Raw genomic sequence first — 22,022 nt, forward strand, 5'->3', positions numbered from 1 at the left:
TTCCGCCCGGCCCGGCCGCCGACCTTCTCCTGCCCCCGTCCAGCCGGCGCAGGTGACCGGCGTGAAGGGAGCGAGGCTGGGTAAGCGCTGGTTCCAGGCACGATCGACAGGGGAGGTGTGCCGTGGCCACGATGGTCAGGGAACCGATGAGCCCGGTCAAGGACAAGAACTACGACCTGATCCACGCGGTGCAGATGTCACTGCAGCATATCTGGCAGGTGGAGACGTACATCGCCGACGCGGAGGCCAACGGGGACACGGAACTCGCCACCTGGTTCCGCAGAATCCAGGAGAACAACCGCAAGGCGGGCGAGCAGGGTAAGAAGATGCTCATGGAGCGTCTACAGCGGGAAAACGGCTGAGGAGGCCGGCGGGCCACCGGCCGGACGGACACACCGACCGGCCGGCGCCCACGCTCACCGCGTCCGCAGCTGGTAGATCCCGCGCCCGAAGGTGGCGGCGACCAGACGGTGGTTCGTCGCGTCGTACTCGATGTCGTCGACCGGCACCAGCGGCAGGCCGTCACCCTGGCGTAGCCAGACCCCGCCGCCGCTCGGGCTGACGAACACGCCCTGGTCGGTGGCGACGTACAGGGTCAGCCCACGGCCGATCACCAGGTCGTTGACCGGGGCCCGGGGCAGGGTGCCGCCGAGGTCGACGAAGCGGCGGCCCCCGTCGAGCGATCCCAGCACGTGCGGCCGGTCCGACCCGGACCGGTACGCCGACAGCGTCACGTACAGCCGATTCGGCCGTTGCGGGTCCACGACGACCCGCGTCACCCAGGGCTGCCCGGAGAGCAGCTGCTGCCAGGAGGCGCCGAGATCCCGGGTGACCCACACCCGGCCGTCGTCGGTGCCGACGTAGACCGTCCGCCCGTCGCCGGCCGGGGCGATGGTGGTGATCGTGCCGTAGTTGGTGTAGACCGGGTCGCGCCCGGGCCCGCCGGTCAGGTCGTCGCTGATCGGGGTCCAGGTCCGGCCGCCGTCGGTGGAGCGGTTGAGCACGTTCGCGCCGTAGTACATGACCGACGGGTCACGCGGGTCGAAGACAACCGGCGCGAACCAGTTGCGCCGAGCACCGGTGACCTTGTTGCCGAAGTAGGTCATCGTGTCGCCACCGTCGACCGACCAGAAGCAGTTGCCGTACTGGTAGCAGGCGTAGACGTTGTCCTTGTCCCGCGGGTTGATCTGGTTTTCCTCGCCGTCCCCGCCCAGGTACTCGTTGAACGCCGGCCCACCCCACGAGCGCAGCGACCCGTTGTCCTGGGTGCCGCCGGAGATCCGGCTGACGTCCTGCGGGGTGATCGCCACGCTGTAGAACTGGGTGTACGGCTCGTGGGTGGCCTTGACCCACCTGCCGTCGCCGTCGGCGTCGGAGCGGTAGATGCCGCCGTCGTTGCCGAGGTACACCCGCTGCGGGTACCGGGGGTCCCACACCATCGCGTGGTGGTCGACGTGAATGGTGGTGGCGTCGGCTGTCCACGTGCGCCCGCCGTCCTTCGTGGTCAGCAGCGGCACCCCGGCGACGTGCACGTGCAGCGGCTCGTCCGGATCCACCCAGACCTTGCCGAACCACCAGCCGAACGTCGACTGCGAGGCGGTCAGCACCGGGGTGTCGGGCAACCGGGCCCAGGAGTCGCCGCCGTCGGTGGTGCCGTAGAAGCCGGCGAACGGGCCGGCGGTGGAGTTGACGATCGCGTACAGCCGGTCCGGCTCGGACGCGGACTGCCCGAGGCCGATGCGACCCCCCTCCGGCCCGGCGGCCGGGAGCCCGCCCGCCAGACGCTGCCAGGTCGCCCCGCCGTCGGTCGAGCGGTGGACCCCCGACCCGACCCCGCCGTACGTCCGCAGGTCCGGGGTGCGCCGATGGTCCCAGAGCACGGCGTACAGCCGCTGCCGGTCGCGCGGGTCGAGCAGCACCTCGGTGGCGCCGGTGAATTCGTTCTCGCCGGCGAGGATCCGTCGCCAGGTGGCGCCGCCGTCGGTGGACGCGTACACACCCCGCTCGCCTCCGGCGGTGTAGAGCGAGCCGGCCGCCGCGACGAAGATCCGCCCCGGGTCGGCCGGGTCGACGGTGATCGCGCCGATCGCGCCCGAGTCGCGCAGCCCGAGGTGTCGCCAGGTCCTGCCGCCGTCGCGGGACGCGTACAGGCCGGTGCCCTCGTAGGTGATGCTGCCACCGCCCGGGTTGACCTCGCCGGTGCCGGCGTAGAGGGTGCCGTCCGGGCCGGTCGCCACCGCACCCATCGCCTGTGTCCAGCCGTCCGGCCAGGCGGGCTCGAAACGTTGGCCAGCGTCTCGGCTGACCCAGACGCCACCGCTGGCCGCCGCGGCGTAGACGGTGTCGGGCCGCAGTGGATCGAGGGCGAGCGAGGTGATTCGTCCGCCGATGTTCGTCGGGCCGACCAGGTCCCACCGGCCACCCACGGCGGGCAGCCGACGGGCCGCACGCGCGGCGTCGTCGTACGCGTGCCGGGGCAGTGTCTGCCCGGGCAGGGTCTTCTGCATGTGGCGGTAGTCGGCGGGCGCCGAGGGCCCGCGGACGGGCCGGTAGTCGTCGACGGGTGGCGGTGGGCCGGCGTGCCCCGGAGCGGGGACACCGGTGGCGCCGACGAGCAGCGCCGCGACCAGGGTGAGGGGGAACGTTCGTCGTCGGGTCACAGGGATCCCTTCGCCGATGCGGGGAGAGAGCGCCGGACATCGCCGAACCTACGGAGACGGTTGTCGATGGTCAACCGCCGTCCGCCGTGGTCGGCGCGGATGGCCCGCCGCCGTTCCCGCCCCGCTACGGTGTGAGGTGTGGCGGCGGAGGAGATCCGGGTGGGGGAGCGGCTGGTGCGCGTGTCCAGCCCCGACAAGCCGTACTTTCCGGAGCTCGGTCTGACCAAACTCGACGTGGTGCGCTACTTCCTCGCCGTCGGCGACGGCATCCTGCGCGCCGTCCGGGACCGACCGACCATGCTGGAGCGTTGGCCGCGCGGCGTCTTCGACGGTGCCAAGGTCGCCACCCGGACGGACAACCGCGGCGACGCCTTCTACCAGAAGCGGTTGCCGGCCGGAGCGCCCGCCTGGGTGCGGACCGCGCACATCACCTTCCCGAGTGGCCGCACCGCCGACGAGGTGGCGCCGAGCGAGCTGGCCGTGGTGATCTGGGCGGCCAACCTCGGCACGCTGCGCTTCCACCCGTGGCCGGTGTCCAGCGGCGACGTCGAGCGCCCCGACCAGCTCCGCATCGACCTGGACCCGCTGCCCGGCGTGGGTTTCGACCAGGTGGTGCCGGTGGCGCACGAGGTCCGGGCGTTCCTCGACGAGCTGGGGCTGACGGGTTACCCGAAGACCACCGGCGGCCGGGGGCTGCACGTCTACCTCACCGTCGAGCCCCGGTGGAGCTTCGGCGACTGCCGGCGCGCCGTGCTGGCGCTGGGCCGGGAGATGCAGCGCCGCCGACCGGACCTGGTCACCACCACCTGGCGGCGGGACCAGCGAGACCGGCCGGTCTTCGTCGACTACAACCAGATGGCCCGCGACCACACCGTGACGTCGGCGTACTCGGTCCGGCCGACCCCGGCGGCGCTGGTGTCCGCCCCGCTGGACTGGTCCGAGCTGGACGACGCCCGGCCGGAGGACTTCGACGTCACCACGGTGCCGTCGCGTTTCGTCGAGCGCGGCGACCCGCACGCCGGCCTGGACGAGCGTGCGTACTCGCTGCAACCGCTGCTGGAACTGGCCGACCGTGAGGGCCTGGAAGCGCCGTCGGAGCGCTGAGGCAGCCGCCTTGACGTGAGTTGTGCCCCGACGCGCAACGGTTGACGTCGAGTGCTCTCGAACTGGAAGCCTGGGGTGCGTGGACATCAGCACGCGGAAGATGAGCCTCACCGTCGGCGAGGCGGCGGAACGGGTCGGCCTGACCACCTACACCCTGCGCTGGTACGAGCAGGAGGGCCTGGTAGCCCCGGTCGGGCGGGACTCCTCGGGGCGCCGGCGCTACACCGAGTCCGACGTCAACTGGCTGTTGCTGCTCACCCGGCTGCGCCGGACCGGCATGCCGGTCCGGGACATGCGTCGCTACGCCGAACTGGCCCGGCAGGGCGACCGGACGCTCGGCGCCCGGCGGGCGCTCTTCGAGACGCACCGCGCTCGGGTGCTGGCCCGGATAGTCGGACTGGAGGAGGACCTCAAGGTGCTCGACTACAAGATCGACAAATACCGCAGGGCGGAGGAGGAACTGGCATGATCTGGCGACGGGTGGGCGCGACCGGCCCGAAGGTCTCGGCGATCGGTCTGGGCTGCATGGGCATGAGCTTCGGGTACGGCGGGGCGGACGACGCCGAGTCGACGCGGACCCTGCACCGGGCCCTCGACCTCGGGGTCAATCACCTCGACACCGCCGACATGTACGGCTTCGGCGCGAACGAGCGGCTGCTCGCCCCGGTGGTGCGGGCCCGGCGAGACGAGGTCTTCCTCGCCACCAAGTTCGGCAACCGCACCACCGGCGACAGCTTTGGCGGCACCGGCACCCCCGGTGCCTACGTGGACAGCAGCGCCGCCTGGGCCCGACAGGCCTGCGACGCCTCGCTGGGCCGGCTCGGGGTGGAGACCATCGACCTGTACTACCTGCACCGGCGTAACCCGGAGACGCCGATCGACGAGACCGTGGGCGCGCTCGCCGACCTGGTCACCGCCGGCAAGGTCCGCCTGATCGGCCTGTCCGAGATCAGCCCGGCCACGCTGCGGGCGGCGCACTCCGTACACCCGGTCGCGGCGGTGCAGATGGAGTACTCCCTGTTCACCCGGGACGTCGAGGGGGAGATGCTGGCCACCTGCCGTGAACTGGGGGTGTCTCTGGTGGCCTACTCGCCGGTTGGGCGGGGGCTGCTCACCGGGACGATCACCAGCCGGACGCAGCTCGCCGAGGACGACTGGCGACGCACCGTGCCGCGCTTCGCCGAGGGCAATCTCGACGCCAACGTGAAGCTGGCCAACGCGGTCCGCGAAGTGGCAGGGGAGATCGGCTGCACTCCGGCCCAGGCGGCGCTGGCCTGGTTGCTGGCCCGGGGCGAGGACATTCTGCCGATCCCCGGCACCAAGCGGGTCCGCTGGCTGGAGGAGAACGCGGCGGCGGCCGACATTCGGCTGACCCCGGAGCAGCAGATCCGACTCCGCGAGGCGGTGCCGGCCGGCGCTGTGGTCGGTGCAAGGTACACCGAGGCAGGAATGCGAACCGTCGGGCACTAGCCGCCTGGGTGATTCACGGTGGCTGTCAATTGATGCGGGTGCGGCTCTGGTGAGGTGCGGCGACACGCTGTGTGGCCTGGGGATGTGTTACTGGTTGTGATGGTGAAAGGGATCCTCCCGCTATGTTCGTCGGTTGCGAGACACGAACATCAGCAAAGAGGGAGCCCGGTGCAAGAGTACGCATCCGAGACGGCGGACGATGCTTTCGCCGGCTCATCCGTGCGGTTCGGCGCGATGGTGGACTTCCTGTCCGGTGAGCATGCGGCGGGGATGACTCACGCCGAACTGGAGGAGCGGCTGCATACCGATGGCATGCGGTTGCTGTGTCAGTTGTTGCAGGACAGTCTGGATCTTCGTGCCAGTCGGGAGGAACGGCTCGACGAGGTGACCGACGCCGATAGCCATCTGCGGGGGTGGGCCGAGCGGGGGCGGCAGCGGACGCTGGCCACCCGGTTCGGTGAGGTGGTGGTGACGCGTATCGCCTACCGGGCGCGGGCGCGGGCCGATCTGAACCCGGCGGACGCGGTGTTGAACCTGCCCGTGGAGAAGCACTCGCATGGACTGCGCCGGTTGGCCGCGGCCGAGGCGGCCCGCGGCTCGTTCACCGACGCGGCGGCCGCGATTGAGCGGGCCACCACGGTGCGTATCGGGAAACGGCAGGTCGAGGCGTTGGCCGCCGCAGCGGCGATAGATGTGGATGCCTTCTACACCGCCCACGCCCCGGACTGGTCGGCCGATGATGATGTGCTGGCGTTGTCCTTCGACGCCAAAGGGGTGGTGATGCGCCCCGACGGGCTCCGCGCGGGCACCGCCAAGGCCGCGGTCAGCCAGAAACTGGCCGGCCGCCGGTCCAAGGGCGAGAAACGCAACCGCAAGCGGATGTGCGAGGTCGCCGCGGTCTTCGACGTGACCGGCAAGCCGCGCACCATCGCCGACATCCTGCCCGAGGACCCCGAAGCGGCCCAAACTGCTACCCCGGCGCCGGTCACCTCCGGCAAGTGGCTGCACGCCAGCGTGACCGACGACGCCGCGGCGGTGATCGCCGCCGGGTTCGCCGAGGCCGACCGCCGCGACCCCGACCACGCTCGGACCTGGATCGCCCTGGTCGACGGCAACACCCACCAGATCGACCGGATCCACGCCGAGGCCAAAACCCGCAAGATCACCTTGCCGGTTGTTGTGGACTTCATCCACGTCATCGAGTACCTCTGGAAGGCCACCTGGTGTTTCCACCCGGAGGGCGACCCGAACGCCGAACGGTGGGTCCGCGCCCAGGCCCGGCAGGTGTTGGCCGGACGGGCCGGCATAGTCGCCGCAGCCATCCGACGCAAGGCCACCTACCACGGCCTGGACCCCGGCAAACGCAAACCCGCCGATGTCGCCGCCGCCTACCTGCTGGCCAAAAAACCGTACCTGGACTACCCGACCGCGCTGGCCAACGGGTGGCCGATCGCCACCGGGGTGATCGAAGGCGCCTGCCGCCACCTGGTCAAAGATCGTATGGACGTCACCGGCGCTCGCTGGGGCCTCGACGGCGCCGAAGCAATCCTCAAACTCCGCACCCTGATCAGCAACGGCGACTTCGACCAGTACTGGACCTGGCACCTGGCCCAGGAACAACAACGCATCCACAACAGCCGCTACCTCGGCGGTGCCATCCCACAATAGACGATCACCTCAGAGGAGCCGCACCCAATTGATGCACGTACCCGTGCTGCCAGGTGGACCGGGCGAAGCCGGCGGGCGTGGTCGCACTCGGCGGCGCTGCTCGGCGGTCGGGCATGACCGGGCACGGGTCGCTGAACCGGCCGCCGGGTCACTCCCAGGGGTTGGTCTCGCCGTCGAACTCGTGGAAGACCAGCCAGGTGCGGGTCGACAGCACCCCGGGGATGCTCTGCACCCGACTCAGCACCACGTCCCGCAGGGCGGCGTTGTCCGGCGCGCGGACCAGCGCGAGCACGTCGTGGTCGCCGCCGAGCAGCGCCGCGTGCTCGATGTAGCGCACCCGGGCCAGCTCGGCGGACACCTCGCGCCAGGTGTTCTGCTCGATGGTGATGGCGACGTACGCCGAGGTGCCGAGCCCGGCCGCCGCCGGTGCCACCTGCGCCCGGAATCCGGTGATCACGCCGTCGCGCAGCAGCCGCTCCACCCGGGCGTACGCGTTGGTGCGCGAGATGTGGATGCGCTCGGCGAGCGTACGCACCGACGTGCGCCCGTCCCGGGCCAGCTCGGCCAGGATCCGCCGGTCGACCTCGTCCAAAGCGCGGGCCGATCGTCCCGTTCCGACCGTCGGGTCCACCTCCGGTCCGGACTCCTGGCTCATGAGCACCCCTTCTCACCGCCATTCATCCCGCGTTCACCGGGGATCTTGAGTCAATCATCCGACAGCAGGAGCATAGGCGCACCAGATGTCCAGGAGGTGCCCGCCGTGACGACCACACCCCAGGCGGTCCGCAGGGAGTCCCGACGCGGATCCCGGCCGGCCACCACGCCGGACCCGGCCCGTGCGTTGCTGCCGGCCGGCGAGCCGGTCCGCCTGCTCGCCGCCGACGGCACCCCGCTGCCGGCCCCCGCCGACTACCCCGAGCCGCCCGTCGAGGCGCTCGTCGAGCTGCACCGACGGATGGTGATCGGTCGCCGCTTCGACGTCCAGGCCACCGCGCTGACCAAGCAGGGCCGGCTGGCCGTGTACCCGTCCGCGCGGGGACAGGAGGCCTGCCAGGTCGGCGCGATCCTCGCCCTACGCGACGACGACTGGGTCTTCCCCACCTATCGCGAGTCGATGGCGCTGACCGCCCGGGGCATCGACCCGGTCGAGGTGCTGACGCTGCTGCGCGGCGACTGGCACTGCGGGTACGACCCGGCAGTCCGGCGCACCGCCCCACAGTGCACCCCGCTCGCCACCCAGTGCGTGCACGCCGCCGGCCTGGCGTACGGGGAGGCGTACCAGGGGCGGGACACGGTGGCCGTGGCCTTCGTCGGCGACGGCGCCACCAGCGAGGGCGACTTCCACGAGGGGGTCAACTTCGCGGCCGTGTTCAAGGCGCCGGTGGTCTACTTCGTGCAGAACAACCGGTACGCGATCAGCGTCCCGCTCTCCCGGCAGACCGCCGCGCCGAGCCTGGCGTACAAGGGCGTCGGCTACGGCGTGCCCAGCGAACAGGTCGACGGTAACGACCCGGTCGCCGTGCTCGCGGTGCTCACCCGCGCGGTGGCGCACGCCCGCGCCGGTCACGGTCCGTTCCTGGTGGAGGCGCACACCTACCGGATGGAGCCGCACACCAACGCCGACGACGCCACCCGCTACCGGGACGCCGACGAGGTGGACGCCTGGCGGGATCGCGACCCGCTCGCCCGGCTGGAGACGTATCTGCGGGCCCGCGGCGCGCTCGACGACGCGGCCGTGGCCGCGGTGGCCGGGGAGGCCGAGGCGTACGCAGCCGACCTGCGCGACCGGATGCACGACAAGCCCACCGTCGACCCGCTGAGCCTGTTCGACCACGTCTACGCCGAGCCGACCCCGCACCTGGTCGAGCAGCGCGAGCAGGTCCGCGCCGAGCTGGCCGCGGCCGAGCAGGAGGGGGACGCCTGATGGCTGCCATGACCATGGCGAAGGCGCTCAACGCGGCGCTTGCCGACGCGCTGCTCGACGACGAGCGGGTGGTCGTCTTCGGCGAGGACGTCGGCCAACTCGGCGGCGTCTTCCGGATCACCGACGGCCTGGCGGCCCGGTTCGGCGACAAGCGCTGTTTCGACACCCCGCTCGCCGAGGCCGGCATCGTCGGCTTCGCTGTCGGCCTGGCCATGTCGGGCCTGCGGCCGGTGGTGGAGATGCAGTTCGACGCGTTCGCGTATCCGGCGTTCGAGCAGATCGCCTCGCACGTGGCGAAGCTGCGCAACCGCACCCGGGGTGCGCTCAGCGTGCCCATTGTCATTCGCGTCCCGTACGCGGGCGGTATCGGCGGAGTGGAGCACCACTGCGACTCCTCCGAGGCGTACTACGCGCACACCCCCGGCCTCAAGGTGGTCACTCCGGCGACCGTCGAGGACGGGTACTCGCTGCTGCGTGCGGCGATCGCCGACCCGGACCCGGTCGTGTTCATGGAGCCGAAGAAGCTCTACTTCGCCAGCGCCGAGGCCGTGCTGCCGGCCCGGACCGAGCCGTTCGGCCGCGCGGCCGTCCGCCGCTCGGGCTCCGACGCCACCCTGGTCGCGTACGGGCCGGCGGTGCCGGTGGCCCTGGAGGCCGCCGAGGCCGCCCGCGAGGAGGGCTGGGATCTGGAGGTCGTCGACGTACGGACGATCGTGCCGTTCGACGACGGCACCGTCACCGCGTCGGTGCGCAAGACCGGTCGTTGCGTGGTGATCCAGGAGGCGCAGGGCTTCGCCGGAGTCGGCGCGGAGATCGCCGCCCGGGTGCAGGAGCGCTGCTTCCACTCCCTGCACGCCCCGGTGCTGCGGGTGTCCGGCCTGGACATCCCGTACCCGGCGCCGATGCTGGAGCACACCCACCTGCCCGGCGTGGAACGCGTCCTCGACGCGGTGGCCCGTCTTCAGTGGGACGACCGGCCCGACGAGCGCTGGGTGGCGGCATGAGAAGCCCTGTGTCAACCTACCGCTTGTTGATCTTGGTTGATGAGTCGTTGCAGGGCCCGGTGTTTGGTGGGGTCGTAGGCGACGCCGTCGTGCCAGCAGTGCCAGATGACGGTGATCCGGGCGCGGGCCAGGACGCGGACGGCGTGTGGGTGGTCGTGTCCACGTTGGCGGGCCTGCCAGTAGAGGTTGGCGGCCCACGGGTTGGCCTTGATGGAATCGCCGGCGAAGTCGCAGACGGCGTCGCGGAGTTGTTTGTCGCAGGCCCAGCGGAACCCGACGACACGGGACTTGCCGGACTGGCGGGTGGACGGCGCGGTACCGGCCAGGCAGATCAGCGCTTCGGCTGTGGGGAATTTGGCTCGGCAGTCGCCGATCTCGGCCAGCAGCCGTGCCGCTCGGACCTGCCCGGAGCGGGGCAGGCTGGTGAAGATGTGCCGGTCGGCGTGCCGGGCGAGTTGGGTGCTGATCTGGGCCTCCAGGGCCTTGATCTGCTTGCCGACGACGGTCAGTGCGGCGACGAAGGATTCGGTGATCGCGGTGTGCGCGGCGGCTTTGTCGCCGACGGCGCCGCGGGGCGCGGCGGTCAGGTGGGTGTGCAGTACGACCGGGTTGGTGCGACCGGAGTAGGCGACCGAGGACAGTCACTTGGCCAGCCGGGCTGGGGTGAGCCAGTCGGCCTTGTCCTGGGTCGGGAAACGGATCAGGAATGCCAGGCTGATCAGCGAGTCGATCTCGCTGAACAGGCCGACCGCGCCGGGGAAGACCAGGCGCAGGTGGGCGCGCAGGTGGTTGGCCAGAGCGACCCGGTGCGCGACCAGGTCGCGTCGGGCCCGGACCGTGCGGCGCAGCGCGATGGTCTGCGGGCTGTCCGGAACCAGCGGCTGGAGGCGGGCCCGGTCGGTGCGCAGGGTGTCGGCCAGCACGAACGCGTCGAACCGGTCGTCCTTGTTGCCGGCCGAGCCGTACCGGCCACGCAGGTTCTTGACCTGGTTCGGACTGATCACGACCACGGTCAGCCCCGCATCGAGCAGGGTGTCGACCACCGGCCCGTCGGGGCGTTCGATCGCGACCTCCCGGCAGCCCGCGGCGGCCAGCACGGTGATCAGCTCGCGCAGGCCGGCGGCGGTGTGCTCGACCGTGTGCCGGGCGATCTCGCGGCCGCGGCCGTTGACGACCGACACGGCGTGATCGTCGCGGGCCCAGTCCAGGCCAGCGGTCACATCGTTCGGAGCTTCCTCGGGCAGGGTGTTACTGGCAGACTTCACGTCAGCCTCCTCGCTGCTAGTCCCAGTGGGGAGGCGCCCTCGTACGGTGCCGATGGTGCCGGGACGTGGCAGCCGGTTCGCTCACTGATCGGCGCTCGCAGCACGAGGCTTTGGCGCTCAGCCCTGTCGACGGTCGGCACGTCCCGGGGAACCGCCAGATCTCGCAGATCTCATGCTGGACATCAACCGTGTCAAGCGAGCAGGGCGATGACCGGGCGGCACCTCGGGCGCATCACCAACCCCGACGGGATCAGTGACCTGAGGATGGTGCACCAGTGAGCGAGAAGGTTTTCCTCCTGCCGGACCTCGGGGAGGGGCTGACCGAGGCGGAGATCGTCGAGTGGCGGGTCGTCGTCGGCGACACGGTGACCGTGGACCAGACCGTCGTCGAGGTGGAGACCGCCAAGGCCGTCGTCGACGTGCCCTGTCCGTACGCCGGGCGGGTGGTGGCCCTGCACGGCGCGGCGGGTGAGGTCCGCCCGGTCGGCCAGCCGTTGGTCACGATCGCCCCACCGGACACGGCCGGGGGGTCCGCGCCCGACGACGGTTCCGAGCCCGCCGCCTACCGGGAGGAGGAGCGGGCCGGCTCCGGAAATGTCCTGATCGGCTACGGCACCGGCCACGGCGGCGCAGGCCGGCGGCGCCGACCTCGTGTCGTCGTCGCGCCGGAGTCCGGGGCGGGCGTGCCGACGCCGGCCGGCACCTCGGTCGCACCCGGCGGTTCCCCGGCCGCCGCCAGGGCGTCCACGTGGCGCTCGGTGGACGGCCCGGACGTGTCACGGACCGCCCCGCTGGTCATCTCCCCGATCGTCCGGCGGTTGGCGCGGGAAGGCGGCATCGACCTGGCGTCCCTGCACGGCACCGGGCCCGGCGGCGTGATCCGCCGCGCCGACGTGGAGGTTGCCGTGGCCTCGCCGACCGCGCCGCTCACCGCCGTGCCCGACGCCCCGGTGGCGCACGGCGAGCTGAGCGACGGCGACGTGGTCGTGCCGCTGACCGGCATCCGCAAGGCCATCGCCGACAAGCTGTCCCGCAGCCGGCGGGAGATCCCGGAGGTGACCATCTGGGTGGACGTCGACGCGACCGCCCTGCTGGAGACCCGCGTGGCGATCAACGCGACCACCCCGGACACGCCGGTGAGCGTCCTGGCGCTGCTGGCCCGGGTCTGCCTGTCGGGCCTGCGGCGGTTTCCGCAGCTCAATGCCCGGGTAGAGACCGAACGGCAGCGGGTCGTCCAGTCCGCCGGCGTGCACCTGGGCATCGCCGCCCAGACCGACCGGGGCCTGGTGGTGCCGGTACTGCGGGACGCGCAGCGGCTCACCACCGCCGAGTTGGCCGTCGCGCTGGCGGACACCACGGCGGCGGCGCGGGCCGGTACCCTCCCGCCGGCCCGGCTCACCGGCGGCACGTTCACGCTGAACAACTACGGCGTGTTCGGTGTCGACGGTTCGACCCCGATCATCAACCACCCGGAGGCGGCGTTGCTCGGTGTGGGGCGGATCGTGGACAAGCCGTGGGTGGTCGACGGGCAGCTCGCAGTGCGGAAGGTGACCCAGCTGAGCCTCACCTTCGACCACCGGGTCTGCGACGGCGGGGTGGCCGGCGGCTTCCTGCGGCACGTCGCGGACTGCGTCGAGCGACCGGCGGTGTTGATCGCCAACCTGTGAAACCAGAACGCGGAAGCCCTGGACGCACGTCCAGGGCTTCCGCGTTCCTGGCCGGGGCGTGCGTCGGCGGGCGAGGAAGGCCGGTGGAATGGGCGAACCAGGCGGGTCGGGGTCGAAGGCGGACGGCCAGTGGTGTTCGGGCACGGTCGGTAACGGGCGGCGCAGCTCGCGCCGGATCGGAGAATGGGGGTCGATAACTGCGCCCGGGGATTCAGCGAAATTGCGTGCGTAAGTGTGCGGGGCGGAGAGAATGTGGCGGAGGAAGGCGAGAGCGGGGGGAGCATCATGGATTTCAGGCGACGAATGACGCTGCTCGCGGCGGCCGTCGCGATCGTACCGTTGGCCCTCGGCGGATGCACCGTCGACCGCAACGCACGATCGGAGGAGGGCCGGACTGCCCCGGAGTTGGCCGTCACTCCGGCCGACCGGGCCCGGGACGTCCCGATCAGCGCCGAGGTGGGCGTCGCCGTCAAGGGCGGCAAGGTGACTTCGGTCCGGATCACCGACGACAAGGGAGCGGACGTCAAAACGGAGCCCCGGGAGGACGGCTCGGCCTGGGTGCCGAGCGCGCCGCTGCGGCCCCGCCGGACCTACACGGCTGAGGTGACCGCCACCGGCGACTCCGGCAAGACGGCCACCCAGCGGACGACCTTCACGACCATGCCGAAGTCCACCAAACCAGCAATCACCAGCACGTTGTATTTCGCCGGCAATCGGACGTACGGAACGGCCATGCCGGTGACCGTCGCGTTCGATCCGCCCATTCCGAAAGAGGCCAGGGCGACGGTGCAGCGCCGATTGTTCGTTAAGACCAATCCGCCCCAGCCTGGCGTTTGGTCCTGGGTGTCCGACGGCAGCCAGGTCTACTACCGGGCACCCGATTTCTGGCGTCCGGGAACCACGATCAGCGTCCGCGCCGGCCTCGAGGGGCTGCCGATCGGCAAGGAGCATGTCGGCGACTCCGACCGGAGGGCGACCTCGAAGATCGGCCGGCAGGTCTCCCTGGAGATCGACAACGCCACCAAACAGATGTCCGTGCACCGCGACGGCAAGCTGATCCGCCGGATCCCGGTGAGTCTGGGCAAGCCGAGCACACCGACCTCCAGCGGCAAGATGGTGATCATGGAGAAGCACCAGTACGCCACGTTCGACACCCGGGGGAGCCGAACGGCGGCTACGTGGTCGACGTCGAGGACGCGCAGCGCCTCACCTGGGGCGGCGAGTTCATCCACGCCGCGCCGTGGTCCGAAGGGGACCAGGGGTACACCAACGTCTCGCACGGCTGCACCAACGTCTCCTCCGCCGCCGCGGACTGGCTGATGGGCGTCACCCAGGTCGGCGACCTGGTCACCTTCAAGGGCACCGAGGTCGAGTTGACCGAGGGCAACGGCTGGACGGCCTGGAACGTGAGCTGGGACCAGTACGTCAAGGGCAGCGCCCTGCCCGTGCCCGCCGGGCTCAAGCCGAGCCCCACGCAGGCGCCGCATCCCGGCATGGTGGCCGGCGGCTCGCCCTCGCCGGTGCCGTCCGAGAGCGGCTGAACCAGGGGACGCGGGGGACCGGCCGGGAGCGGGTGGGTCCCCCGCGGCGTCCCGGTCCGGCGGACCGTCAGCGGGACGGTACCCGTCCGCCCGCCGCCCACGGCCTCTGCTGAACCGTTCGCCGGACCCGGTGGGCGGTTCTCCCGGGTGCCACCCGGAAGGGGGATCCCCGACCCGTGGGGGTGCGACCCTGGTCGTACCCGGATCCCGGCCTGCGGGGGGACGAAACTGTCGGTGGGGCGGGCTAGATTCGTCGGTATGGGGCAGCGGGACGATCGGTTCCACGTCGAGGTCGACATGGGTGACCGGGTGGTAGACGTGCGAGCCGTCGGCGAGGTGGACATCGCGACCGTCGGCGTGCTGCGCTCGGCGCTGTGGGCGGTGCCAGCCCGGTCGGTGCTCCGGCTGGACCTGTCCGGCGTCAGTGTCCTCTCCGCCGTCGGGGTGCGCGCGCTGGTCGCCGCCCACCTGCGGCTCCGCTCCGGTGGCGGGGAACTGGTGCTGGTGCGCCCCGACCCGGTGGTGGCCCGGGTGCTGCGGGTGACGGGCCTGCTCCGGGTGGTCCGGGTCGTCGCAGCCGATCCGGCCGCTCCCGTCCCGACCGTGCGGGAGCTGATCGCGGCCTGAGCGCCAAGGCGGGCGTCGTCCGGGCACGCCCGGGGCTCGGCCGACCGATGCCACGGGCTCGCGGGCGAATCTTGTCCCCGCGCTGGCGGCTGGCTGTGCGGGGCGGCGGAGGTCAGCGGACGTCGAGCAGGTCGACGACGAACACCAGGGTCTCACCCGGCTTGATGACGCCTCCGGCGCCCCGGTCGCCGTAGCCGAGGTGCGGCGGGATGGTCAGGCGACGACGACCACCGACCTTCATGCCGACGACACCCCGATCCCAGCCGGCGATGACCCGTCCACCCCCGAGCGGGAACCCGAACGGCTCCCCCCGGTTCCACGACGCGTCGAACTCCCGGCCGGTGGAGTGGGCGACACCGACGTAGTGGACGTTCGCGACCTGCCCCACCTGCGCCTCTGGCCCCTCCCCGATGGTGATGTCCTCGATGACGAGATCGGCCGGGGGCGCGCCAACGATCGGGCCCACTTCGGGCTTGCCTGCCTGGTCCATCCGGGAGTCTCCTACCGTGTCGGTCGTGACGTCGTTCGCACCGTGATCCTGCCGGATCGTGATCCGCCGATGCCTGTCGGGCGCGGCCACATCGTCGGAGTGCCGCGGCAGGCCCGCGGCTGATGGGACAACGGGCCGGTGAACCGCCTGCCGTGCTGGACGAGCGGGGCGGCTGGTCGACATCGTCACGCGCGGTGAAGGCGCGGTGACCGGTCGCGGGTGTGCCGCCCGTGGGTCGGCCCTCGGCGGGCGTCGAGTTCGGCGGAGCCACGACGACCAGCCGGCCGGCTCGCCTAGTCTCGGAGGCGACGACGCGGCCCGGTCCGGTCGACGATCCGGCGGGCCCGGCCGCCCCGCACCGTCGGCGGGGCGCGGCGTCACGGATGCGGAGGGCGCCGGGTGGACGAGGCGACGTTCGCCGTGCCGCTGTGGGGCTGGGCGGCGGTCGGCGCGGTCATCGCCGTCATGCTCGCGGTCGACGTGCTCTCCCACCGCGACAACCACCTCATCGAGCTGCGCGAGGCGCTCGCCTGGTCGGCGGTGTGGATCACCGCCGGTCTCTCGTTCGGACTGGTGGTCCTGATCTGGCTGGGCGGCCAGCCCGCGGGCGCGTACTACTCCGGCTACCTGCTCGAGAAGGCCCTGTCCATCGACAACGTCTTCGTGTTCGCGCTGCTGTTCCGCTACTTTCGGGTCCCCGACGAGTTCCAGCACAAGGTCCTCTTCTGGGGAGTGGTTGGCGCCCTCGCCTTCCGGCTCGTCTTCATCTTCGCCGGCGCCCACCTACTGGACCGGCTGGCCTGGGCCGGGCTTGCCCTCGGAGCGTTCCTGGTCTGGACGGGCTGGCGACTCGCCGCGCGCGGCGAACCCGAGGTCGACCCGGGCCGCAACCCGGCCGTGCGGCTCGTCCGGCGGCTGGTGCCGACCGATCCGCATTACCACGGTAGCCACTTCACGGCCCGGGTCGACGGCCAGCGCAGAGCCACGCTGCTGCTGGTCGCGCTCGCCGCGATCGAGGGCACCGACGTGGTCTTCGCGATCGACTCGGTGGCGGCGATCCTCGCCATCACCACCGACACGTTCCTGGTCTGGACGGCGACCGCGTTCGCCGTGCTCGGCCTGCGGAGCCTCTACTTCTGCCTGGCCGGTCTGCTGCGGCACTTCGGCTACCTGCGGTACGGACTGGCGGTCGTGCTCGCCTTCGCCGGAGTGAAGCTGATCCTCGCCGAGACGCCGGTGGGCGAGGTACCGGTCTGGCTCACGCTGACGGTGGTGGTGCTGGCCCTGTCGGCCTCGATCGCCTGGAGCGCTGTCGTCGCCCGCCGGGGACGCAACCGGGCCGGCCAGCGGCGGCTCATCCCGCCGGATCGCTGACTGCCGCCGCGAGCTGGGCCGCGAGCCGGGCGGGCGCCTCGCCCAGCGACGGCCCGTACCAGGTCAGGTGCCGGCCGGAGACCAGGGCGCACGGCACACCCGGGAACGCCTCCGGGCCGTCGCCCGGGGCGAACGGGTACGGCTCGTCCGGCAGCACCACCAGCTCCGGCTTCCGCGCCCGCAGCTCGGCCAGGGGCGGCCGCGGATACCGCTCGGCGTGGTCGGCGTACAGGTGGGTCACGCCCAGCCGGCGCAGTACGTCACCGGCGAACGTGTCCCGACCCAGCACCACCCACGGCCGCCGCCAGACCGGCACCACCGCCCGACGTGGCGGCGCGTCGACCGGCACGGCGCTCCACGCGTGGCGGGCAGCAGTCAGCCAGCCCGGCTCGGCCGCCGCGCCCAGCTCCGCCAGCAGGGCGGCGAGCTCGGTGAGCGCGTCGTCCACCGTGCGAGGGTAGGTGACCCGCACCGGCACGCCGGCCGCCGCCAGGGCATCGGCGTCTTCGCGTCGGTTCTCCTCGACGTTGACCAGGACCAGGTCGGGCCGGAGCGCGCGGATCCGGTCCAGGTCCGGGTATTTGCTGCCGCCGACCCGTGGCACGTCCAGCCCGACGGGGTGGGTGCACCAGTCGGTCGCCCCGACCAACAGCCCGGGGAGCGTCGACGCCACCGCCTCGGTCAGTGACGGCACCAGTGACACCACCCGCATCCGCCCGTCCACCCCCTTCGTCTGCCGGCTCACGCCGATCATGCCGCGTGTTCGGCTGGCCGGGGCGGGGTGGGGTGTCGACAATGACACGGTGCCCCCGAACACCCCCGCGGATCCACCCACTCGGCCCGTACCCGACTACGGCGTATCTCCGACGGAGGCGCTGGCCCGGTCCCGGGCCTTCGCCGACGCGATGGTGCGACGTCGCACCATCCGCGACTTCGGCGACCGACCGATCCCGGCCGGCGTCCTTGACCAGGCGTTGCGTGCCGCGGCTTCGGCGCCGAGCGGCGCCAACCGGCAGCCGTGGCGATTCGTGGTGGTCACCGACCCGGAGCTCAAGCGCCGGCTGCGGGTCGCCGCCGAGGCCGAGGAGCGCATCTTCTACGAACAGCGCGCACCGGAGGAGTGGTTGGCGGCGCTGGCGCCGCTGGGCACCGACGCGAGCAAGCCGTTCCTGGAGACCGCGCCCGCGGTGATCGTGGTCTTCGAGGTGCACCGCGGTCCGGACACCCCGCGCCCCTACTACGTCAAGGAGTCGGTGGGGATCGCGGTCGGACTCCTGCTCGCCGCGCTGCACCAGGCGGGCCTTGCCACCCTCACCCACACTCCGAGCCCGATGCGCTTCCTCAACGAGCTGCTGGACCGGCCCACCGAGGAACGGGCCAACGTGGTCATTCCGGTGGGTTACCCGGCGGACGGGGCCACCGTTCCGGCCATCACCCGTAAGCCGCTCTCCGAGGTGGTCGTCTGGCGGTGAGCCGTCCGTCCACGCGGTGGCGCGGAAGGCGGCTGGCTGCCGGGCGGTGCCCGTGGACAGCGTGCGGGCTCCGTGTTGACCTGAGGTGACGAGGTCGCGCACGGCCCGCGGCGGCTGGGAGACCTGGTGCAGCGGCGTGTGCCCGGTGTCACCGGTCGCCAGTGGACCGGCGCCCCGTGGGAGACCTACGACGTCGCGGTCTGCGTCGCGAAGACCGGTCGCCCGACCTCGCGGAGCTGGTGACGGTGGTGGAGCACCGGTTCTCCACCGGGATCGACCGGCTCGCCGAGGATCTCGCCACGCTGGCCGTCGGTGCGCCTGCGCGCTCGGGAGAGCGCCGCGCGGGCGCTGACGTCGCGGGACGGGTTGCGGGCCGGAATCCGCCGGTCAACCGCCCGCCGCGACGAGCTGGTCGACGGCTTCGCTTTCGACCACCTCTGCGTCGGCTGACGAGGCACTCCTGGCGCGCCCGCAAGCATCGCGGCGAGTTTTCCACGCCGGTGTTGAACCTCCGCCGACGTGGCCCCGTACTCATGCGGGAATGGACAGGATCTTCCCGACCGCGTCAATCAGACGCGGAAGACGGTGCGGGAGGGCATCGTCGGTCATCGACGCGCCGCCGGGTACGCCCCGACGCCTGACGCCGGGTGTGCCATCTCAATTCCGTAGGTCCGCCGAGGTCTCGATTCAACAACCGGATCGCGAAGGAGTAATTCGATGCGCAGGTCCATACGGGTGCGCCGGTCATCCGGCAACGCGAGGAGCAAGCGACTGATCGCTGTGATCGGCACACTCGCGGTCTTCGGCGGCATCGTCGCCGTGACCCAGATCTCGTCGGCCGGGGAGCGACGGTCGAACAAGCCCCGACGGGCGGCCGCCGAGTGCGTGCCGCCCAGCCCGGGCGCGACCGCGCCGGCCGCTACCGGCACCACGACCCGTACCTGGCAGAACGGCCGGTGGGTGCGTAACCACTGGGGTGACGGTCAGCAGTCGGTCGAGGAGTGCCAGGAGACCCGGACGGCGACGCCCCCGCGGACAACGGCGGTACCGCCGTCGCCTGTCCCGACGTGGCCGGTGCGCTGCCGCAGGTGCCGGAGCGGGCCCGCGCCGAGGTGGATCGGAACCTCGCCCAGCTGCAGGACCAGATCACCGAGGCCGACCGGCGGCTAGCCGCCGAGGGGCGTCGCGGCGAGAGGTTCATCCGAAGCGCCATCCTGGCCCCGCTGGCCAGCAAGCGGCAGGCGACGCTGAGCCGTATCGCCAGCGCCATCGACCGGTTCGGTCCGCGCCCCCGCAACCTGTCCCAGCTTGCCGGGTGCCAGGTCGCCCCGACCGGCGACAACAACGACGGCGACAACAACGACGGCGGCAACGACGATGACGGCGGCGGCGACAACGCGCCGGGTGCAGGACTCGATGTGCTCGCAAACAACTGCGACAACAGCCAGCTCCAGCCACACGACGGATTCCAGAACGGCAACCGCTGTGTCAGCACCGCTTTCGGTGAGGTCGGTGCCGCCGCGAACAACCCCTCTCTGCTGATCACGGACTTTCCGCAGCAGGTGGAGCGCGACGAGCCGTTCACCTTGCGGGTCTCCACCAAGAATCTCATCCGGGACCGGTTCCTGGCCGCCGGTCAGGGCGGCTACTACGTCGAGAGCTCGCTGCTCAACGACCAGGGCCTGACGCGCGGGCACTTCCACACCGCGTGTCGAATGCTGGAGAGCACGTCGGAGGCGCCGGCGAACCCGGAGGCGGTACCGGCGTTCTTCGTCGCCACCGAGGACAACGGGGGCGGAGCCCGGCCCGACCAGGTCACGATCCAGGTTCCCGGGCTGCCGGAGTCCGGCGTCGCCCAGTGCGCGGTCTGGGCCGGTGACGGCTCGCACCGGGTGCCCATGATGGAGCGGGCCAACCAGACCCCGGCGTTCGACGTGGTCCGGGTCGAGGTCAACTGAGCGGGGCCGCGGGCCGTCCGGGGGCGTGCCCGGGCGGCCCGGCGCCGGGTCGGCTTGCCGCCGAAGCCAATCGGGTCAGCGGATCAGGCGGATGTTCGGACCCGGAGCGCGGTGATTCCTCGACCCGTCCCGGCCCTGGCCAGCCGCTGCTCCGTAACGGCCCGTCAGCCTTGTGATCAATTGCGGCGCATGGTGTGACGAAGGGGTGACCGCCGCCGGTGTGGGTGACGCGCCACGCTTCGGTGGGCGGAATGAAGTAATCTCAGCGACTTTGCGGTAGGTACTTGTACTCGAAATGGGTCAGGTGGAGTGCGGCGGCGAGGATGTCGCTGATCCGGTGTGGGCTGGCGGTGGTATGCCGGAGGGTTTTCCAGCGTCCGACCAGGATCGCGAAGCCGCGTTCGCCCTGCCAGCGCAGTCCGCGTAGCAGCCGGTTGTAGGCGCGGTTGTCGGGAGCGAGCCGCTGCCCGTCGGTGGGCTGCTTGACCGGGACTTTGACGCCTTGACCTGCGCCTTCGTAACCGGAGTCGGCCAGGGTAGGCAGGTCGAGTTCGGAGGCGGCCCAGTTCAGGGCAGCCGTGATGCCCTGCTGTTGGGCGCAGGTCAGATCGTGCAGATGCCCCGGCATCGCCGCGGAGGTCCACACCGGCAGGCCGTCCGGGCGCATGACCGCTTGAACGTTTCCGCCGAAGTCACGATGCTTGCCGGAATACCAGGCGTCGATCGTGTCGCCCTTGACGCTGAGGGTGGTCTCGGCCACCCGGTCGCAGTCGAACAGCTTTCCGTCCAGGATCACGTACGACCAGCCGTCGTCGGCGACCCGGCGCAGGGCTGTGTGTAGATCCTGGGCCTGCGCGGCCAACACTGCGACACCCTCGGCCATATACCGGTACGCAGTGGCCCGGGAGATGCCGAACCCGGCGCCCAGCAGGGTCGCGTCCTCGCCTTTGCGGAACCAGACGAGCACCAGGAGTGCCTGGTAGAAGCAGGTCAACGCGCGGGTGTCGCGCCGTGTCCCCTTGGCTCGGCGTTGCGCGGCAAGCAGCCGGCCGAGGTACTGCACGAGTTCCCTGGGGACGTCGACCATGGCACGATAGGCAATCACGTGGAGCCCTCTCGAAGACGTGGATCTTGTCGCAAAGACCTGTCTATCGATGGCTCCACGCCCACTTCCAGCACCGTCCGGCGTGACCCGGTTCGCCCGTGTCGTACCAATCAACACATTCGCGTCGCTGAGATCAGCTCAATGATCGGCACGCGAATACCGGCGGGGCCGCACCCCCTTCAAGCGCGACCCCGCGCGCGGGTTGGGCCCGCTGCTGGCTCAGCGCTTCTTGTAGGCCTCGACGACCTCGACCGGGATCCGACCGCGCTCGGAAATCTTGTAGCCGTTCTTCGCGGCCCATTCGCGGATCGCCCGGTTCTGCTCGCGGTCCATTCCCGCCGCCGATCCGGCTCCGCGACGGGATGTCCGTGACGTGTCGACGCCACCACGGCCGATCCGCCGCCCGGCGTTGAGGTACGGGTCCAACGACTTCCGCAGGACGCCCGCGTTCTCGTCGGAGACGTCGATCGTGTACGCCACGCCGTCCAAGCTGAACTCGACGGTCCGATCGGCCATTCCGCCGTCGAGGTCGTCAGTCAGAACTGTGATTACTTTTCTGGCCATCGCCGATTACTCCCTGTGTGGGGATGGGGTGTGGTCAAAGTTTGACGTATCCCGCGGCACTATCGCAAGAAAGCGCGTCGTCTTCATTCCGGCGAGTCGAGTAATCCTCCAGCGAAATTCGATGGTCGA

At 71.4% G+C, this 22,022-nt stretch carries 22 protein-coding genes and 1 pseudogene; 15 read left to right on the forward strand and 8 right to left on the reverse strand.

Annotated elements, in window-relative coordinates; translation table 11 throughout:
- Positions 1 to 131: 131 nt before the first annotated feature.
- On the forward strand, positions 132 to 362 hold the full coding sequence (locus QTQ03_RS03850; RefSeq protein WP_289280659.1) for a hypothetical protein: 231 nt from the start codon (positions 132 to 134) through the stop codon (positions 360 to 362).
- 54 nt (positions 363 to 416) lie between these two features.
- On the opposite strand, the gene QTQ03_RS03855 is transcribed toward QTQ03_RS03850, so the two are convergent.
- A complete protein-coding gene (locus tag QTQ03_RS03855; protein WP_289276751.1) occupies positions 417 to 2,660 on the reverse strand; it encodes a WD40/YVTN/BNR-like repeat-containing protein in 2,244 nt (747 codons plus the stop codon).
- Positions 2,661 to 2,798: 138 nt separating this feature from the next.
- Between QTQ03_RS03855 and QTQ03_RS03860 the strand changes: the two genes are divergently transcribed.
- The 4 genes from QTQ03_RS03860 to QTQ03_RS03875 all read left to right on the forward strand — a co-directional run bounded on the left by QTQ03_RS03860 (position 2,799) and on the right by QTQ03_RS03875 (position 6,902).
- Positions 2,799 to 3,764, forward strand: a complete 966-nt coding sequence (locus tag QTQ03_RS03860) for a DNA polymerase domain-containing protein (RefSeq protein WP_289276752.1) — start codon at positions 2,799 to 2,801, stop codon at positions 3,762 to 3,764.
- A 79-nt stretch (positions 3,765 to 3,843) separates the two neighbouring features.
- Entirely contained in the window at positions 3,844 to 4,233 is a 390-nt protein-coding gene (locus QTQ03_RS03865; protein WP_289276753.1) for a MerR family transcriptional regulator, read from the forward strand.
- A complete protein-coding gene (locus tag QTQ03_RS03870) occupies positions 4,230 to 5,234 on the forward strand; it encodes an aldo/keto reductase (RefSeq protein ID WP_289276754.1) in 1,005 nt (334 codons plus the stop codon). The genes QTQ03_RS03865 and QTQ03_RS03870 overlap by 4 nt, the downstream gene beginning before the upstream one ends.
- 234 nt (positions 5,235 to 5,468) lie before the next feature.
- Entirely contained in the window at positions 5,469 to 6,902 is a 1,434-nt protein-coding gene (locus QTQ03_RS03875) for an ISKra4 family transposase (protein WP_289280660.1), read from the forward strand.
- Positions 6,903 to 7,050: 148 nt separating this feature from the next.
- Here the strand turns inward: QTQ03_RS03875 and QTQ03_RS03880 are convergent, their stop codons facing one another.
- Positions 7,051 to 7,557 (reverse strand): Lrp/AsnC family transcriptional regulator, encoded by a 507-nt coding sequence (locus QTQ03_RS03880; protein WP_289276755.1) that lies wholly within the window; start codon positions 7,555 to 7,557, stop codon positions 7,051 to 7,053.
- Positions 7,558 to 7,629: 72 nt separating this feature from the next.
- Between QTQ03_RS03880 and pdhA the strand changes: the two genes are divergently transcribed.
- Positions 7,630 to 8,826 carry a pyruvate dehydrogenase (acetyl-transferring) E1 component subunit alpha gene (gene pdhA, locus QTQ03_RS03885; RefSeq protein ID WP_289280661.1) on the forward strand — a complete coding sequence of 399 codons (1,197 nt, stop codon included), beginning with the start codon at positions 7,630 to 7,632 and terminating at the stop codon, positions 8,824 to 8,826.
- Positions 8,826 to 9,830, forward strand: a complete 1,005-nt coding sequence (locus QTQ03_RS03890; protein ID WP_289276756.1) for an alpha-ketoacid dehydrogenase subunit beta — start codon at positions 8,826 to 8,828, stop codon at positions 9,828 to 9,830. Before pdhA ends, QTQ03_RS03890 begins: the two co-directional genes overlap by 1 nt.
- Before the next feature lie 11 nt (positions 9,831 to 9,841).
- Here QTQ03_RS03890 and QTQ03_RS03895 read toward each other — a convergent pair whose 3' ends face one another.
- Together QTQ03_RS03895 and QTQ03_RS03900 are read right to left on the reverse strand one after the other, a co-directional pair.
- Positions 9,842 to 10,471, reverse strand: coding sequence for a transposase (locus QTQ03_RS03895; protein WP_353890625.1), 630 nt, complete (start codon positions 10,469 to 10,471; stop codon positions 9,842 to 9,844).
- Complete coding sequence (locus QTQ03_RS03900) at positions 10,472 to 11,095, reverse strand: IS110 family transposase (protein ID WP_289276757.1); 624 nt, start codon at positions 11,093 to 11,095, stop codon at positions 10,472 to 10,474.
- A 275-nt stretch (positions 11,096 to 11,370) separates the two neighbouring features.
- Between QTQ03_RS03900 and QTQ03_RS03905 the strand changes: the two genes are divergently transcribed.
- The 4 genes and pseudogenes from QTQ03_RS03905 to QTQ03_RS03915 all read left to right on the forward strand — a co-directional run bounded on the left by QTQ03_RS03905 (position 11,371) and on the right by QTQ03_RS03915 (position 14,930).
- Positions 11,371 to 12,762, forward strand: coding sequence for a dihydrolipoamide acetyltransferase family protein (locus QTQ03_RS03905; RefSeq protein ID WP_289276758.1), 1,392 nt, complete (start codon positions 11,371 to 11,373; stop codon positions 12,760 to 12,762).
- A gap of 303 nt (positions 12,763 to 13,065) precedes the next feature.
- A pseudogene (locus QTQ03_RS03910) lies at positions 13,066 to 14,051 on the forward strand (L,D-transpeptidase); the annotation flags it as partial.
- A 30-nt stretch (positions 14,052 to 14,081) separates the two neighbouring features.
- Positions 14,082 to 14,303 carry a hypothetical protein gene (locus tag QTQ03_RS30195; protein ID WP_353890657.1) on the forward strand — a complete coding sequence of 74 codons (222 nt, stop codon included), beginning with the start codon at positions 14,082 to 14,084 and terminating at the stop codon, positions 14,301 to 14,303.
- Positions 14,304 to 14,561: 258 nt separating this feature from the next.
- Positions 14,562 to 14,930, forward strand: coding sequence for an STAS domain-containing protein (locus QTQ03_RS03915; protein WP_289276759.1), 369 nt, complete (start codon positions 14,562 to 14,564; stop codon positions 14,928 to 14,930).
- A 112-nt stretch (positions 14,931 to 15,042) separates the two neighbouring features.
- Here the strand turns inward: QTQ03_RS03915 and QTQ03_RS03920 are convergent, their stop codons facing one another.
- A complete protein-coding gene (locus QTQ03_RS03920) occupies positions 15,043 to 15,420 on the reverse strand; it encodes an FKBP-type peptidyl-prolyl cis-trans isomerase (RefSeq protein ID WP_289276760.1) in 378 nt (125 codons plus the stop codon).
- A 465-nt stretch (positions 15,421 to 15,885) separates the two neighbouring features.
- Here QTQ03_RS03920 and QTQ03_RS03925 point away from each other — a divergent pair, with 465 nt between their 5' ends.
- Complete coding sequence (locus QTQ03_RS03925) at positions 15,886 to 16,794, forward strand: TerC/Alx family metal homeostasis membrane protein (protein ID WP_502889837.1); 909 nt, start codon at positions 15,886 to 15,888, stop codon at positions 16,792 to 16,794.
- Here QTQ03_RS03925 and QTQ03_RS03930 read toward each other — a convergent pair.
- Positions 16,775 to 17,506, reverse strand: a complete 732-nt coding sequence (locus QTQ03_RS03930) for a helical backbone metal receptor (RefSeq protein ID WP_289280663.1) — start codon at positions 17,504 to 17,506, stop codon at positions 16,775 to 16,777. The two genes, QTQ03_RS03925 and QTQ03_RS03930, sit on opposite strands and share 20 nt — an antisense overlap.
- A 193-nt stretch (positions 17,507 to 17,699) precedes the next feature.
- Between QTQ03_RS03930 and QTQ03_RS03935 the strand changes: the two genes are divergently transcribed.
- The 3 genes from QTQ03_RS03935 (at position 17,700) to QTQ03_RS03945 (ending at position 20,224) form a co-directional block, all read left to right on the forward strand.
- Positions 17,700 to 18,266, forward strand: a complete 567-nt coding sequence (locus QTQ03_RS03935; protein WP_502889838.1) for a nitroreductase family protein — start codon at positions 17,700 to 17,702, stop codon at positions 18,264 to 18,266.
- Between the two features lie 312 nt (positions 18,267 to 18,578).
- Entirely contained in the window at positions 18,579 to 18,716 is a 138-nt protein-coding gene (locus QTQ03_RS03940; protein WP_289276763.1) for a hypothetical protein, read from the forward strand.
- Positions 18,717 to 19,267: 551 nt separating this feature from the next.
- Positions 19,268 to 20,224 (forward strand): hypothetical protein, encoded by a 957-nt coding sequence (locus QTQ03_RS03945; protein ID WP_353890562.1) that lies wholly within the window; start codon positions 19,268 to 19,270, stop codon positions 20,222 to 20,224.
- A 262-nt stretch (positions 20,225 to 20,486) separates the two neighbouring features.
- On the opposite strand, the gene QTQ03_RS03950 is transcribed toward QTQ03_RS03945, so the two are convergent.
- Entirely contained in the window at positions 20,487 to 21,329 is an 843-nt protein-coding gene (locus tag QTQ03_RS03950) for a transposase family protein (RefSeq protein WP_289276277.1), read from the reverse strand.
- Between the two features lie 219 nt (positions 21,330 to 21,548).
- Positions 21,549 to 21,893 (reverse strand): histone-like nucleoid-structuring protein Lsr2, encoded by a 345-nt coding sequence (locus tag QTQ03_RS03955; protein ID WP_289276764.1) that lies wholly within the window; start codon positions 21,891 to 21,893, stop codon positions 21,549 to 21,551.
- Between the last annotated feature and the right edge of the window lie 129 nt (positions 21,894 to 22,022).

The organism is Micromonospora sp. WMMA1363, from assembly GCF_030345795.1.
Classification (GTDB): domain Bacteria; phylum Actinomycetota; class Actinomycetes; order Mycobacteriales; family Micromonosporaceae; genus Micromonospora.

Excerpts from the sequence above, each read along its gene's own strand:
- QTQ03_RS03850 (WP_289280659.1), top strand. The coding sequence starts at position 132 with ATGGTCAGGGAACCGATGAGCCCGGTCAAGGACAAGAACTACGACCTG.
- QTQ03_RS03870 (WP_289276754.1), top strand. The coding sequence starts at position 4,230 with ATGATCTGGCGACGGGTGGGCGCGACCGGCCCGAAGGTCTCGGCGATC.
- QTQ03_RS03875 (WP_289280660.1), top strand. The coding sequence starts at position 5,469 with ATGGTGGACTTCCTGTCCGGTGAGCATGCGGCGGGGATGACTCACGCC.
- QTQ03_RS03880 (WP_289276755.1), bottom strand. The coding sequence starts at position 7,557 with ATGAGCCAGGAGTCCGGACCGGAGGTGGACCCGACGGTCGGAACGGGA.
- QTQ03_RS03890 (WP_289276756.1), top strand. The coding sequence starts at position 8,826 with ATGGCTGCCATGACCATGGCGAAGGCGCTCAACGCGGCGCTTGCCGAC.
- QTQ03_RS30195 (WP_353890657.1), top strand. The coding sequence starts at position 14,082 with ATGGGCGTCACCCAGGTCGGCGACCTGGTCACCTTCAAGGGCACCGAG.
- QTQ03_RS03915 (WP_289276759.1), top strand. The coding sequence starts at position 14,562 with ATGGGGCAGCGGGACGATCGGTTCCACGTCGAGGTCGACATGGGTGAC.
- QTQ03_RS03920 (WP_289276760.1), bottom strand. The coding sequence starts at position 15,420 with ATGGACCAGGCAGGCAAGCCCGAAGTGGGCCCGATCGTTGGCGCGCCC.
- QTQ03_RS03925 (WP_502889837.1), top strand. The coding sequence starts at position 15,886 with ATGCTCGCGGTCGACGTGCTCTCCCACCGCGACAACCACCTCATCGAG.
- QTQ03_RS03930 (WP_289280663.1), bottom strand. The coding sequence starts at position 17,506 with ATGCGGGTGGTGTCACTGGTGCCGTCACTGACCGAGGCGGTGGCGTCG.
- QTQ03_RS03935 (WP_502889838.1), top strand. The coding sequence starts at position 17,700 with ATGGTGCGACGTCGCACCATCCGCGACTTCGGCGACCGACCGATCCCG.
- QTQ03_RS03955 (WP_289276764.1), bottom strand. The coding sequence starts at position 21,893 with ATGGCCAGAAAAGTAATCACAGTTCTGACTGACGACCTCGACGGCGGA.